The sequence below is a fragment of the Bacillus subtilis subsp. subtilis str. 168 genome (assembly GCF_000009045.1).
Classification (GTDB): Bacteria; Bacillota; Bacilli; order Bacillales; family Bacillaceae; genus Bacillus; species Bacillus subtilis.
Genome location: NC_000964.3, coordinates 2651610 through 2664441, shown reverse-complemented (window position 1 = coordinate 2664441; position 12832 = coordinate 2651610). Strand labels below are relative to the sequence as shown.

The 12832-nt window shown below is 37.2% G+C and carries 16 protein-coding genes, 1 pseudogene and 1 other annotated feature; of the genes and pseudogenes, 9 read left to right on the top strand and 8 right to left on the bottom strand.

The window, feature by feature from the left end; all coding sequences use genetic code 11:
- Positions 1–33 precede the first annotated feature (33 nt).
- Positions 34–513, top strand: coding sequence for a hypothetical protein; skin element (gene yqxI, locus BSU_25890; protein ID NP_390466.1), 480 nt, complete (start codon positions 34–36; stop codon positions 511–513).
- Between the two features lie 15 nt (positions 514–528).
- Positions 529–891 (top strand): hypothetical protein; skin element, encoded by a 363-nt coding sequence (gene yqxJ / locus BSU_25880; protein NP_390465.1) that lies wholly within the window; start codon positions 529–531, stop codon positions 889–891.
- Here the strand turns inward: yqxJ and BSU_25875 are convergent.
- From BSU_25875 to rapE, 6 genes are all read right to left on the bottom strand, one after another.
- The gene (locus BSU_25875) at positions 888–1034 is read right to left on the bottom strand and encodes a hypothetical protein (RefSeq protein ID YP_009513979.1); all 147 of its coding nucleotides are present in this window, start codon (positions 1032–1034) and stop codon (positions 888–890) included. The two genes, yqxJ and BSU_25875, sit on opposite strands and share 4 nt — an antisense overlap.
- Positions 1035–1151: 117 nt before the next feature.
- The gene (gene rttF / locus BSU_25870; RefSeq protein ID NP_390464.1) at positions 1152–1730 is read right to left on the bottom strand and encodes an antitoxin factor of ribonuclease toxin RttG; skin element; all 579 of its coding nucleotides are present in this window, start codon (positions 1728–1730) and stop codon (positions 1152–1154) included.
- 14 nt (positions 1731–1744) lie between these two features.
- Positions 1745–3340, bottom strand: coding sequence for a phage ribonuclease toxin; skin element (gene rttG / locus BSU_25860; protein NP_390463.1), 1596 nt, complete (start codon positions 3338–3340; stop codon positions 1745–1747).
- A 369-nt stretch (positions 3341–3709) separates the two neighbouring features.
- On the bottom strand, positions 3710–3868 hold the full coding sequence (gene yqzI, locus BSU_25850; protein NP_390462.1) for a hypothetical protein; skin element: 159 nt from the start codon (positions 3866–3868) through the stop codon (positions 3710–3712).
- A gap of 109 nt (positions 3869–3977) precedes the next feature.
- Complete coding sequence (gene phrE / locus BSU_25840; protein ID NP_390461.1) at positions 3978–4112, bottom strand: regulator peptide of the activity of phosphatase RapE; skin element; 135 nt, start codon at positions 4110–4112, stop codon at positions 3978–3980.
- On the bottom strand, positions 4102–5229 hold the full coding sequence (rapE, locus tag BSU_25830; protein ID NP_390460.2) for a response regulator aspartate phosphatase; skin element: 1128 nt from the start codon (positions 5227–5229) through the stop codon (positions 4102–4104). Before rapE ends, phrE begins: the two co-directional genes overlap by 11 nt.
- A gap of 442 nt (positions 5230–5671) precedes the next feature.
- Here rapE and yqcI point away from each other — a divergent pair, with 442 nt between their 5' ends.
- The 6 genes from yqcI to spoIVCA all read left to right on the top strand — a co-directional run bounded on the left by yqcI (position 5672) and on the right by spoIVCA (position 11071).
- Positions 5672–6436, top strand: a complete 765-nt coding sequence (yqcI, locus tag BSU_25820) for a conserved protein of unknown function; skin element (protein NP_390459.2) — start codon at positions 5672–5674, stop codon at positions 6434–6436.
- A 371-nt stretch (positions 6437–6807) separates the two neighbouring features.
- Positions 6808–7125: a transcriptional regulator (ArsR-arsenate); skin element gene (gene arsR, locus BSU_25810; RefSeq protein NP_390458.1), complete on the top strand. Its 318-nt coding sequence runs from the start codon at positions 6808–6810 to the stop codon at positions 7123–7125.
- A 60-nt stretch (positions 7126–7185) separates the two neighbouring features.
- The gene (gene yqcK, locus BSU_25800) at positions 7186–7626 is read left to right on the top strand and encodes a putative thiol lyase (RefSeq protein ID NP_390457.2); all 441 of its coding nucleotides are present in this window, start codon (positions 7186–7188) and stop codon (positions 7624–7626) included.
- A gap of 22 nt (positions 7627–7648) precedes the next feature.
- Positions 7649–8689, top strand: coding sequence for an arsenite efflux transporter; skin element (gene arsB, locus BSU_25790; RefSeq protein ID NP_390456.2), 1041 nt, complete (start codon positions 7649–7651; stop codon positions 8687–8689).
- A gap of 11 nt (positions 8690–8700) precedes the next feature.
- Positions 8701–9120 (top strand): thioredoxin-coupled arsenate reductase; skin element, encoded by a 420-nt coding sequence (arsC, locus tag BSU_25780; RefSeq protein ID NP_390455.1) that lies wholly within the window; start codon positions 8701–8703, stop codon positions 9118–9120.
- Between the two features lie 448 nt (positions 9121–9568).
- Positions 9569–11071 (top strand): site-specific DNA recombinase; skin element, encoded by a 1503-nt coding sequence (gene spoIVCA, locus BSU_25770; protein ID NP_390454.2) that lies wholly within the window; start codon positions 9569–9571, stop codon positions 11069–11071.
- Positions 10979–11449: a sequence feature (Evidence 1a: Function from experimental evidences in the studied strain; PubMedId: 8464402, 7704261, 2536191, 2163341, 10974124, 15187183, 20889742; Product type r: regulator), on the bottom strand. (Overlaps the previous gene by 93 nt.)
- On the opposite strand, the pseudogene sigKn reads toward spoIVCA, so the two are convergent.
- Positions 10979–11449: pseudogene (gene sigKn, locus BSU_25760) on the bottom strand. Its footprint overlaps the feature before it by 471 nt. The gene spoIVCA and the pseudogene sigKn sit on opposite strands and share 93 nt — an antisense overlap.
- Positions 11450–11644: 195 nt before the next feature.
- Between sigKn and nucB the strand changes: the two are divergent.
- Entirely contained in the window at positions 11645–12055 is a 411-nt protein-coding gene (gene nucB / locus BSU_25750) for a sporulation-specific matrix degrading exported DNase (RefSeq protein ID NP_390452.1), read from the top strand.
- A 32-nt stretch (positions 12056–12087) separates the two neighbouring features.
- Here nucB and yqeB read toward each other — a convergent pair whose 3' ends face one another.
- Positions 12088–12810: a hypothetical protein gene (gene yqeB, locus BSU_25740; RefSeq protein NP_390451.2), complete on the bottom strand. Its 723-nt coding sequence runs from the start codon at positions 12808–12810 to the stop codon at positions 12088–12090.
- Positions 12811–12832: the final 22 nt, after the last annotated feature.

Below are 12832 nucleotides of genomic sequence, written 5' to 3'. Positions count from 1 at the left end.
ATGTAAATAATTTAAAAGAAAGGGATTGATTTCATGTTTAAGAAATTACTTTTAGCAACATCTGCATTAACATTCTCTTTATCATTAGTTCTTCCGTTGGATGGACATGCCAAAGCTCAAGAGGTAACATTACAGGCACAGCAGGAAGTCACTTATCAAACTCCCGTTAAACTATCCGAATTACCAACTAATACAACTGAACAATCTGGTGAATTTCACACAAATGGTATTAAAAAATGGATTGCTAAAGAAGCAATGAAGGCAACAGCCAGTGCGCTTCGACATGGTGGGAGAATTGTTGGTGAGGTAGTCGATGAGTTAGGTGGATCAGCAGGAAAAACATTCGCAAAACATACTGATGATGTAGCAGATGCTTTGGACGAGTTAGTTAAACGAGGTGACGTTGTGGAGGACGCAATTATTGACACGGTTTCCTCATATCTAATTGATGCTGGTGTAAAATCTTCTACAGCTAGAACTATTGCAAGTGTATTTACTTTCTTAGCTTTTTAATTGAGGTGATTTGAATTGGTAACAGTAGAAGAAAGGCTTGACAACCTAGAAAAAAAAGTCGAGAAGCAGGCTTTTCAACTAAGGTTAGTCCAACAATTAGCAGCTGATTATGATCGGTTTGGCTTATTTGATCAAGTTTTGGCCTATGATTTAAGTGAAAAACAGTATCAAGAATTAAGAGAGTTAACGAGCCAGTACACTGATAAGATTAAAAATGGCGAAGAGGTCTCTCTTCATAACTTTACTGAAGAATTTAAAAGAATTTTGAAAGATATTGAAAAAGAAGTGGATTTCGAAAAGTTTATTTCTCTCTGGTTAAAGGGACCAGAAGAAGGTTTTGGATTTTCTAAAGCTTTACATAACCATTTCTTTAATTAAAGATAAGGACCAGCCACATAATAAGCTGGTCTTTCTTTATTTTCCCTCAAGTTCGAACTCCTATGAACAGAATACCAGGTATCTATCCTTCCAAATATATTGTTATTAGCTTGAGGGTTTGTGTGTTTTTCTTCATTAATCATAGAATTCTCCTTACCTCAGTCATTTTCTTCTATTATTTGCAGCTGATTTCAAATTAAATAAAATAAGCCCTTCTCATTGAGAGGGGCTTATAAAGTGACTCTTCTTTATTAAAGTCATTAAACAACAGATTCTCTCTTTATATCAAAAATATCAATCTGTTTTGATTCCAGAAGATCTTGTAAATAATCTGAGCCGTGTTTTTCAGCTACTTGCAATTCTCCTTCGGATATAGGTAAAGCCATTAGCCAAGTAACATTTTTGTTACTAAATTCAAGTAGTTCTAAATCTTCCTCCCATAAAAATGGGGGAACGAACATAATATGTTTCATGTCGGTTTCCTGATCATACATACTAATCACATTTTTAAAAATAACACCTGGTGCACAAGTGAAATTTGAGTTGATTATATTAAAGGCACAAGTTGATAAAACATTAGCATATATGTCTGAAGCTGACTCCATTGCAGCTACGATTTCTATCCGCAACGGAGTGCCATTCACCTCATAATTAATAGAATGATCCGACAAACCTAGAGTTGAATATGACGTGATACCTTCCTGAGGCTGGTCACTAACCGATAAAATATCTATGCTGCTATTCTTGTTATCATCCCAATATTTCGTAACCTTCGGTTTCCCCCCAAAAGCTCCTAAAACTGTTCTAGCAATTACTTTATTTTCTTGTGTTACGCCCATTAGACAATCTCTCCTTAATCTCCAAAGTAATCATCCGTCATATCTTCCCCTTTATGACTCCTATTGGAGGAAGGTAATTCGGGTTGATAGTGGTCTGGATTATTATGTTCATCTAAAAATTGCTTTCGACTAATATTTCTTTCCATCGCACTTTGTTGATGTTTTCTAAATTCATAACCTGGTTTATGACCCATATCCCATGGTTCATCTTTTTTCATTACTTGTTTTGTTAACGGGTCTTTAACAGATCCGGTTGAATCCTTAGCATTTTCCCAAACCTTATCTCTAACGCCTTTACGGAAATAAGTTGGTCTTTTGTACGTTTTAGGAACTTTAGGTTTTTTGCTGGTGTTAGTCGATGCTTCGCTAACTCGAGAACTTGATTTTGCATTAAGCTTTTTGTTAATTCCGCGAGCTCCGAAAGGAACCAACATTGCCATTGCACCACTAAGGCTCTGTTCTTGCCTCTCTTTGGAGACTTTATTCCCGAACATATCGCGTCCTGTTATAGCTTCACTAAAACCATTTGCAGAAGCAAGTCCATAAAGTCCTTTGCTGGAGTTTTGAAGGGCATGGAATGTCTTAGGTGTTTTATATACATCGAGAGCTTTGTCTGCTCTATACAATGCTTTACTTGTTGAATAAACAGCTTTTCCACCTTTAGCTAATTTACCTGCCCATCCTACGATAGGGATGTATCCTGCCGCAGCCATTGCACCGGCAGCGACCCGTTGTCCAGCAGTTAGCTTTTCGCCGGTAACAGGATCAACCCCATCAGCGGCTCTTTTATAATCATAATATCCAGAGACCTCTCCTGTAAAATTACAAACAGCATCCCAAGACTTTTCATACCATGGTCTGTTCGCCAGTTCTTCTTGTTCTTTTGCAATTCTTCTTTGTTCCGCCTGTTGGTCCTTAAAAGAGATGTAGTCTGTTGATTGTTTCTTTACATCCTCAGTCATCTTGTGAATCTCACTGTCTCTATAAGCCTTCGCATTATAGTGAATAGGAGAGGCGCTTTTGCCTTTTGCTGTCGCATTCATTAAAGCTTGATAATCAGCTTGAATCATTTGTTCATTTGCTTCTGATAGTCCGTATTCTGATGTTAAGTTTTGGTCAACTTCATCCATTTTCTCAATGGCTTCTTTTCGTTTCTTTTCGGCAGACGAAAGTTCATTTTTAAAAGTTTCTGTCGAGAACAGATCCAAAGGCAGTATATCGTTGATATCATTTAATATATCTTTCATGGCTTTTTTCTGTTCAGACATAATGGATTTTGATTTGGTGTAGGCGTTAGCAAGCTCATGCGCTAAAAAGGTTTCTTCTATGTAGGCATCTGATAAGTTGGCATCTTCTAAAAAACCAGGAATACTCGTTAAGAAAGAAATTTTCATCTCAATTAAATCAATCCATTGGTCAGCAATGCCAGCTTGATCTTCATAAAATGATTTAATGTTATTAGCGCCTTTGCCTGAAAACTCGCTATCATCTAAATCTGCAACAGCTTTGAACGCTTTCTTTAATTTGACCATTTTACTTTTTAAATCTTTGTATTCCTGTGCTCGCTTTTCAGCCTCGGTGAGCAAGGTTTTGGCTTCAAATACTTTCATGATCATATCCTTTCATTTAATCGTCATAACAAAATATTACCATGGAAGAATGATGAAACTAACTGTTATGTGGATCAAATGGTGGAAATGAATCATTCGATCTGTGTCATTTTACCTATTTGTTAATCCTTTCAATGAAAGGGGACTTTCCAATTGTAACATCGCCATCATGAAAAAATTCGATAACGTAGCCAGATTCACTAAACATAAAAGTATCCGATCCAACGGCAGTTACATCATCAATTACGTTTAATGCATGCTCAAGACTGGTTTTTAATGCTGGCTGTTCTCCGTAACCCCAAAGAATAATAATGTTCCTATCTTTAAAATGGTGTTTAGCTAGCCAATCGTAAATCTCTTCCTCGTAATCTATAGATTGATGACAACAAACTTCTTCCCACTTGATTCGTCCCCAAGATGTAAGGGAAAACTGTTTGAAAGCAGTTCATAATATTTTGCCGTTAATTCTTCTGATAAGATTTCTTTGTTTTTCCCTAGAGCTTCTAAGCATTCATCAAATAAGTCCAAAATGTTCACCTCAAAAGCTTTAAGTATGATAGATTTTTTCAGTATTAGAAATAAGAAAAAGCCGTTATGAAACGGCTAAAGGGAATCAGAACTAATGTTGTTTATCGAATTAAACAAGGAATTCATGAGTAGGTGCGAGAGTTACATTCCGGGATGCTTCCTTCATTTCGCCATTATACATAGATCCGAAAAAGGCAAGTCCAATTAAAACGGCGGATAAACTGATAAACAATTTAGATTTCATACATGCATTCCCCTTTCGATATTTGCTTTTGAGCATATACCATCTTCTTGAAACAGATGATACTATCCTCTATTTTTCCATTATAATCGAAAAGGTTGCCTCCTAACAATGCCAGCTCTTCCAGATAAGGGTATCCTTTGCCGTTCTCTAAACGAGAAAAAATGTTGAGAAGTTTAGGTGTATCGCCATTTCTTATATAAAGAACGTCTAATGCTTCAAATAAGTTCATAAATAGTTCGTCTTTAAAATCTACAGCACTTCTGATTCCTTTGCGGAAGCAATCCATTGCTTGTTCTTTTTTGCCTTGTTTAAAATAAATCAACGCTAGGTCATGATAAGCTTGCGGAAGTACGTCAGAGTTAATTTTTCTGTATTGAACCAAGGCTTGTTCGATGTAACGAGCAGCCTTATTTAAGTTGTCCATTTTGTGATAGCAATTGCCGAGATTGAAAAACGCAGTGGCATAGATATGAGTATTTTTACTTTTAAGCAGCTCGGCACCTTTTAAAGCTTCTTGAAGGTGGGGGAGAGCTTTTTCATGATTTTCAAGGTCATCGTAGTTACCGGCAATGACAAAATGGCACTGAATACGACGAACAGAGTAAAGCTCGTGTTTCTTATAAATGTTGTATGAAAGCTCAGCGTAATGCATCGAAATGTGTGTCATTTTCATATGATAATAGACTTCAGACAGTTTAAAATAAAACTCAGCTTTTTCAATCTTGTCGGAGATTGTAGGAATTTTGCGTTCAGCTTTTTTGTAATATGTAATGGCTCTTGTGTATTCACCGTTTCTAAACTCATACATCCCGCGGAAGAAGTTATAATAATATGCCCGCATATTGTCTAATTTTTTCTTATGGCCCTCAATTTTATTTAAATATTCTGAAAGTTCCATTCGGTTTTCATCAGATGGCAGCGTGTATTCCAACATAATTTTATGGCGAAAGGCCATTAGTTGATAATAAATAAGCAAGTCTTGATCTTCTTCCATAACCTCTATATCACGTTCTATTTCAGCTTTTAACATTTCAGCATCAGTTACGTTGAATTTTTGAATATGCCTATGCCATTCATTAATCTTCATTCCCACTTCAGCTGATGTGATTGATATCAAGATATTCACCCTTCCCTTAACTCTACTAGTACTGTAAATATTAACAAGTTTTCGTTCGCAGAAAAAGGAAATAGGGCACCGCAATTTAAATTTTCGGTGAGACCGCAATAACTTTTTGCTTTAGAGAGTTATGAAATTCCCTCCTGGGAGTACCATGACTTGGCATCAAAAAACAGGGAATTTCGGTCATTCTTGTGATAGTTTAAAATTGAAAACATCCAGAAAGTCCAGCGTTAGTCGTTTTGAGGGCTGAGTGTGCATGTACAGCTAAACGCAGAACTGATTCTGGATTTTTCTTGATAAGAAAATTACTTACCTACCCACTAAAACTTAACCAATTAATTAATTAATATTCATTTGGATATATGAAAAAGTAATTAGACATTCACCTCCTTCGTGCTCCCGCAATACATTATGATAAATGCCTTCGGAGGTGGATTTATTGACTGAGTTATATGCTAAAAGTGATCTTGAAAAAATTAAAGAAACGCTACCTGGTTGGCAATTAGATTCGTTTAACTATTTGAATGAAAAAATAGGTGATAAAGAAAATAAATTTCCTTGTATACCGGGAAGGCAAGCATTTTTAAGCGACCAGCTGCGAATTGCTTTTGTCGGTGATCCTAGGAATCCCGAGACTGCGAAGGAATTAGCGCCATTGCTTACTCGGTATGGAACTATTTCACGAGAGACAGGAAAGTATGCATCATTAACTGTAATATTTCATACACCAGAAGAATTACTGACTGATTACAAAATTGAGGATTACGAATCGTTGTTTTGGCAGTTGCTCAATTCATTGAGTATGGAAGATCCAGCTGATTGGCCAGATGATATACCAGAAAATCCAGATAACTTTCAATGGGAATACTGTTTTAATGGAGAACCATATTTTGTTCTGTGTGCTACACCGGCTCACAGCAAAAGAAAAAGCAGAAGTTTTCCTTATTTTATGTTGACGTTTCAGCCTAGATGGGTTTTTGAGGATCTAAATGATACTACTGCATTTGGACGAAATATGAGTAAGCAAATTCGAAAAAGGCTTGAGGCATATGATGAAGTACCTATCCATCCGCATTTAGGATGGTATGGAAAAAAAGACAATCTGGAGTGGAAACAGTACTTCTTGCGAGATGATGAAAATCAAGTGTCACAATGCCCTTTTATGAAAATGAAGAACTTATTCAAAAAGAAAAGGTCTGATTAAATTGTTTAAAACCTTATGTGGAAGGATGGATTGAATGGCTTATATCTTCACATAAGGTTTTAATTGATGATAAATCTGTGTGCTCTGACTAAATACGTATTATCTCGAATTATTATCGATTCTACATATTCACAAAAATTATTTAATGTTTTTTTCTTGAAATTAGAAATTAGCGTTTATGATCTCCGTTGCTGTAGTAGCAAAGTAGCGATGGAGGAAATAATAAAAATGGAAAACCTCTATCTGGTTACACAAGCTTTTAGCGGGTTTTACAATTAATCAAAATAAATTGATTTATTTGCTTGCATTAATTTAAAAATCATGAGTATAATAAATACATCAAAAAAAATTGATTAAAGAAGGCGATATGAATGGATGAGACGAAATCAGAACTGCTACGGAAATATGAACAAAAATTTAAGGCTCTTGCTGATCAGAAACGATTAGAGATCATGTATGAACTTTGTCAAAGGGGAAAAACCTGTGTTTGTGATCTGACTGAGATTTTTGAGGTGACGCAATCTAAACTTTCTTATCATCTAAAAATTTTATTGGATGCCAACTTAATAACGAAAGAGACAAAGGGAACATGGAGTTATTATGATCTAAATGATGAGGAAGTAAATGGTTTATTATCAGAAGAGCTTTGTTGTATATTTAGAAAAAAAGGTGAAGGAGATTGCTGCTAAAAAAATTTTTTAGGTATTATATCAAATTTTTTTGATTAATATATAAGAGGGGGAATTAAAATGAAATATGTTCATGTAGGGGTTAACGTTGTCAGTTTAGAGAAATCGATCAATTTTTATGAAAAAGTTTTTGGAGTAAAGGCTGTAAAAGTAAAAACAGACTATGCAAAGTTTCTATTAGAGACTCCTGGACTGAATTTCACTTTAAATGTCGCAGATGAGGTGAAGGGAAATCAAGTGAATCATTTTGGATTCCAAGTAGATAGTTTGGAAGAAGTTTTGAAACACAAGAAAAGGCTTGAAAAAGAAGGGTTTTTTGCACGTGAAGAAATGGATACGACTTGTTGTTATGCAGTCCAAGATAAATTTTGGATTACTGATCCAGATGGGAACGAGTGGGAATTTTTCTATACCAAATCGAACAGCGAGGTTCAAAAACAAGATTCCTCCTCTTGTTGTGTAACACCGCCAAGTGATATTACAACGAACTCTTGCTGTTAGTAAAAAAGGTGAGGATAAAGTAATGAAACGTTTATCTTTTTTAGACCGTTATTTAACCATCTGGATTTTTCTTGCGATGGCATTGGGGATAGGATTAGGTTTTATATTTCCGAGTTTTGTTGGTGGATTAAACAAATTACAAGTAGGAACTACATCTATCCCTTTAGCTATTGGATTAGTATTAATGATGTATCCACCACTAGCAAAGGTTCGATATGAAGAAATTGGACGGGTATTTAAAGATATTAAAGTGTTAATTTTATCTTTAGTGCAAAACTGGATCATCGGACCGACTCTCATGTTTATTTTGGCTATCATCTTTTTGCCAGATAAACCGGAGTATATGATTGGGCTTATTATGATTGGATTAGCTCGCTGTATTGCGATGGTTATTGTTTGGAATGACTTATCAAAAGGTGATACGGAATACGCGGCAGGATTAGTTGCTTTCAACTCAATTTTCCAAATGCTTTTTTTCTCAGTTTATGCTTACATTTTTGTAACAGTTATTCCGCAATGGTTAGGGATGGAAGGAGCAGTAGTGAATATTACGATGGCAGAAGTCGCAAAATCAGTATTCATTTACCTTGGAGTTCCTTTTATTGCAGGAATGGTGACACGTTATATTTTTGTAAAAGTGAAGGGCAAAGAATGGTATGAAAAAGTGTTCATTCCTAAGATTAGTCCAATTACGTTAATTGCTTTGCTATTTACAATTATCGTCATGTTTTCCTTAAAAGGTGATGTAATTGTTAGCTTGCCGTTAGATGTTGTCCGAGTTGCGATTCCATTATTGATTTACTTTGTTTTAATGTTCTTTGTTTCCTTCTTTTTAGGGAAGAAAATCGGGGCAAACTATGCTGTAACTACTACTTTAGCTTTTACAGCAGGAAGCAATAACTTTGAATTAGCGATTGCTGTAGCTGTTGGTGTATTTGGAATTCATTCGGGTGCAGCATTTGCCGCCGTAATTGGTCCGCTTGTAGAAGTGCCAGTCATGATAGCACTTGTTAAGGTTGCTTTATGGTTTCAACGAAAATACTTTGGAAGTCACTCGATGTAGAGGTGGAATATATGGAGAATAAAATCATTTACTTTTTATGTACAGGGAACTCTTGCCGGAGCCAAATGGCTGAAGGATGGGCTAAACAATATTTAGGTGATGAGTGGAAAGTGTATAGCGCGGGGATAGAAGCACATGGATTAAATCCGAATGCTGTTAAAGCGATGAAGGAAGTTGGTATAGATATCTCTAATCAAACGTCAGATATAATCGATTCTGATATTCTGAACAATGCTGATTTAGTTGTTACGCTTTGTGGAGATGCTGCTGATAAATGCCCGATGACGCCTCCACATGTAAAACGTGAGCATTGGGGTTTTGATGATCCGGCAAGAGCACAAGGGACAGAAGAAGAAAAATGGGCGTTTTTCCAAAGAGTTCGTGATGAAATAGGGAATAGGTTGAAGGAATTTGCTGAAACAGGGAAATAAATAAACTCTTTTGTTAAAGGATGCATATTTATATGTGTCCTTTTTTTATTAATGTCTAGCTATACGAACTTGACACCAGTGAAATGTCATTAACTATCTAACAATGAAAAACACTACTCCATTGTACTCTCAAATAATAATAAATCATTGAAAACTATAATAAGCGAATGTTGAGGCATAGAAAATAAAATCTTTTCTATTGAGGACCTAAAGGAGTGTAGAAAAGTCACAACAACTTTTTTTAAATTTTTTGCATATTCATTGAAACGTTTAATAACACTATAGTTTAATTTAAAATCTCCTCATTTGGACAAACAGCTGTTACATAGCATTACCCAAGGGGTGATGCATTTTATGAAAGTGATAATCATCGAGGGACCGCAAGCTGACAAATGCATTAACGATTGCTATCATTATTTAATAAAACTTTATAGGAAGGAGATTCAGGGTGATAGCAATATATGTAAGGGTATCGACCGAGGAACAAGCGATCAAGGGATCGAGCATCGACAGCCAAATCGAGGCCTGTATAAAGAAAGCAGGGACTAAAGATGTGCTGAAGTATGCAGATGAAGGATTTTCAGGAGAGCTTTTAGAACGTCCGGCTTTGAATCGCTTGAGGGAGGATGCAAGCAAGGGACTTATAAGTCAAGTCATTTGTTACGATCCTGACCGTCTTTCTCGGAAATTAATGAATCAGCTAATCATTGATGACGAATTGCGAAAGCGAAACATACCTTTGATTTTTGTAAATGGTGAATACGCCAATTCTCCAGAAGGTCAATTGTTTTTCGCAATGCGCGGGGCAATCTCAGAATTTGAAAAAGCCAAAATCAAAGAACGGACATCAAGCGGCCGACTTCAAAAAATGAAAAAAGGCATGATCATTAAAGATTCTAAACTATATGGCTATAAATTTGTTAAAGAGAAAAGAACTCTTGAGATATTAGAAGAGGAAGCAAAAATCATTCGGATGATTTTTAACTATTTCACCGATCATAAAAGCCCTTTTTTCGGCAGAGTAAATGGTATTGCTCTACATTTAACTCAGATGGGGGTTAAAACAAAAAAAGGCGCCAAAGTATGGCACAGGCAGGTTGTTCGGCAAATATTAATGAACTCTTCCTATAAGGGTGAACATAGACAGTATAAATATGATACAGAGGGTTCCTATGTTTCAAAGCAGGCAGGGAACAAATCTATAATTAAAATAAGGCCTGAAGAAGAACAAATCACTGTGACAATTCCAGCAATTGTTCCAGCTGAACAATGGGATTATGCTCAAGAACTCTTAGGTCAAAGTAAAAGAAAACACTTGAGTATCAGCCCTCACAATTACTTGTTATCGGGTTTGGTTAGATGCGGAAAATGCGGAAATACCATGACAGGGAAGAAAAGAAAATCACATGGTAAAGACTACTATGTATATACTTGCCGGAAAAATTATTCTGGCGCAAAGGACCGCGGCTGCGGAAAAGAAATGTCTGAGAATAAATTGAACCGGCATGTATGGGGTGAAATTTTTAAATTCATCACAAATCCTCAAAAGTATGTTTCTTTTAAAGAGGCTGAACAATCAAATCACCTGTCTGATGAATTAGAACTTATTGAAAAAGAGATAGAGAAAACAAAAAAAGGCCGCAAGCGTCTTTTAACGCTAATCAGCCTAAGCGATGACGATGATTTAGACATAGATGAAATCAAAGCACAAATTATTGAACTGCAAAAAAAGCAAAATCAGCTTACTGAAAAGTGTAACGAAATCCAGTCAAAAATGAAAGTCCTAGATGATACGAGCTCAAGTGAAAATGCTCTAAAAAGAGCCATCGACTATTTTCAATCAATCGGTGCAGATAACTTAACTCTTGAAGATAAAAAAACAATTGTTAACTTTATCGTGAAAGAAGTTACCATTGTGGATTCTGACACCATATATATTGAAACGTATTAAAGAGGGGTGTATGCACCCCCCTTTTGTAATTACAATCTCATTTTCAATACACCTCGCTGCATACGTCGCCAGCTTTGTCCCTTTTCCAGCGGAATAGCTTTCAATTCCTTTAATAAGCCCGATCGTTCCGATGGAGATTAAGTCCTCTGCATCCTCACCTGTATTTTCGAACTTTTTCACAATATGGGCGACCAAGCGAAGATTATGCTCAATCAGCATGTTTCTGGCATGTTCATCCCCTTTAGCCATGAGCTCTAAGTATTTTTTTTCTTCGCTGCTTGAGAGCGGTTGTGGAAAGGCATTGTTTTTCACGTAAGATACTAAAAAGACAAGCTCTTTAACAACAAAGCCGAGCGCTGCGAAAACACCTGTCACCATCGTCACCTCCACAAAAGTATGTAGGCAAAAGCCTATATGTAAATGTATGTGACCGGGAGGCTGTCTGTGTCTGTACCGGGAAATTTCTCGCGGGGGAGTCCGGCTTTGGTAAGCAGCATACTAACTTCAAATGTTAAAAATATTCTTCATCAAGCGCCCATACATTGAAATGAACAAAGGTATGGGGGGATGGGGATGAAAAAATGGATGGCAGGCCTGTTTCTTGCTGCAGCAGTTCTTCTTTGTTTAATGGTTCCGCAACAGATCCAAGGCGCATCTTCGTATGACAAAGTGTTATATTTTCCGCTGTCTCGTTATCCGGAAACCGGCAGTCATATTAGGGATGCGATTGCAGAGGGACATCCAGATATTTGTACCATTGACAGAGATGGAGCAGACAAAAGGCGGGAGGAATCTTTAAAGGGAATCCCGACCAAGCCGGGCTATGACCGGGATGAGTGGCCGATGGCGGTCTGCGAGGAAGGCGGTGCAGGGGCTGATGTCCGATATGTGACGCCTTCTGATAATCGCGGCGCCGGCTCGTGGGTAGGGAATCAAATGAGCAGCTATCCTGACGGTACCAGAGTGCTGTTTATTGTGCAGTAGTAAAGAAGAGGCTCTTTCTTGAGCCTCTGTTGTTACAATCCTTCGCCGAGCTGAATTTTCGGGGGATAGGTTTCTGCTTTTCGCCAATATTGGCGTGTGCCTTCGTCCCGTACAACGATGCCCAGCTGTGCCAGTTCGAGACGGAATTCTTCAATATCGTCTTTTTCTTCGTCCTGCAGTGCTTTGTGACGAGCTTTTAATAAGGCATGGGCGCCTTGCGATAGGTCTGGTGCATCAGGAATCCATCGGCGAAATTGATCTTTAAACGGATCACCATCTGTTGCCCATTCGTAATGATGCTGTCTAAAGGCCTTCTCAACGTTTACTGGTTTTTCATCAATTTCTTCCCGTACCAATTCATATCCGGCTGTTCCCAGGAGGACAAGCCGTTTGTGATCCATAAATACAAGAGCGATGTCATCGGAATGAATTGTTTGCACTTTTTTTCCTTTGATGAATTCCACTGTGTGATCTGTAATTTTGACAGACAGCAGCATTGCAATAACAGAATGAGCGAACCAAATCCCCGCACACATACCGAGAAGAGCAGTGATAAATGAAGCTGTAGATCCCTGAAAAGAGGTAATGAGCCGAAGTGGTCCTTCAAGAGGGATCCAGGGGAGGGATAATGCCCATTTCGCAATCTGCGGAATAAAATACCCGATTGCAAAACCGATGATTGCAAGTGCAGCGTATAAAAAGAATACAGCGGTTTTCGTAACTCCAATAAGAGTATGAGATTGATTCTGCAACATGTCACCTTCTTTTTACTGAAAA

Coding starts and splice junctions, on each gene's coding strand:
- yqxI (NP_390466.1), top strand. CDS start 34: ATGTTTAAGAAATTACTTTTAGCAACATCTGCATTAACATTCTCTTTA.
- BSU_25875 (YP_009513979.1), bottom strand. CDS start 1,034: ATGATTAATGAAGAAAAACACACAAACCCTCAAGCTAATAACAATATA.
- rttF (NP_390464.1), bottom strand. CDS start 1,730: ATGGGCGTAACACAAGAAAATAAAGTAATTGCTAGAACAGTTTTAGGA.
- rttG (NP_390463.1), bottom strand. CDS start 3,340: ATGAAAGTATTTGAAGCCAAAACCTTGCTCACCGAGGCTGAAAAGCGA.
- phrE (NP_390461.1), bottom strand. CDS start 4,112: ATGAAATCTAAATTGTTTATCAGTTTATCCGCCGTTTTAATTGGACTT.
- arsR (NP_390458.1), top strand. CDS start 6,808: ATGGATGAGACGAAATCAGAACTGCTACGGAAATATGAACAAAAATTT.
- yqcK (NP_390457.2), top strand. CDS start 7,186: ATGAAATATGTTCATGTAGGGGTTAACGTTGTCAGTTTAGAGAAATCG.
- arsB (NP_390456.2), top strand. CDS start 7,649: ATGAAACGTTTATCTTTTTTAGACCGTTATTTAACCATCTGGATTTTT.
- arsC (NP_390455.1), top strand. CDS start 8,701: ATGGAGAATAAAATCATTTACTTTTTATGTACAGGGAACTCTTGCCGG.
- nucB (NP_390452.1), top strand. CDS start 11,645: ATGAAAAAATGGATGGCAGGCCTGTTTCTTGCTGCAGCAGTTCTTCTT.
- yqeB (NP_390451.2), bottom strand. CDS start 12,810: ATGTTGCAGAATCAATCTCATACTCTTATTGGAGTTACGAAAACCGCT.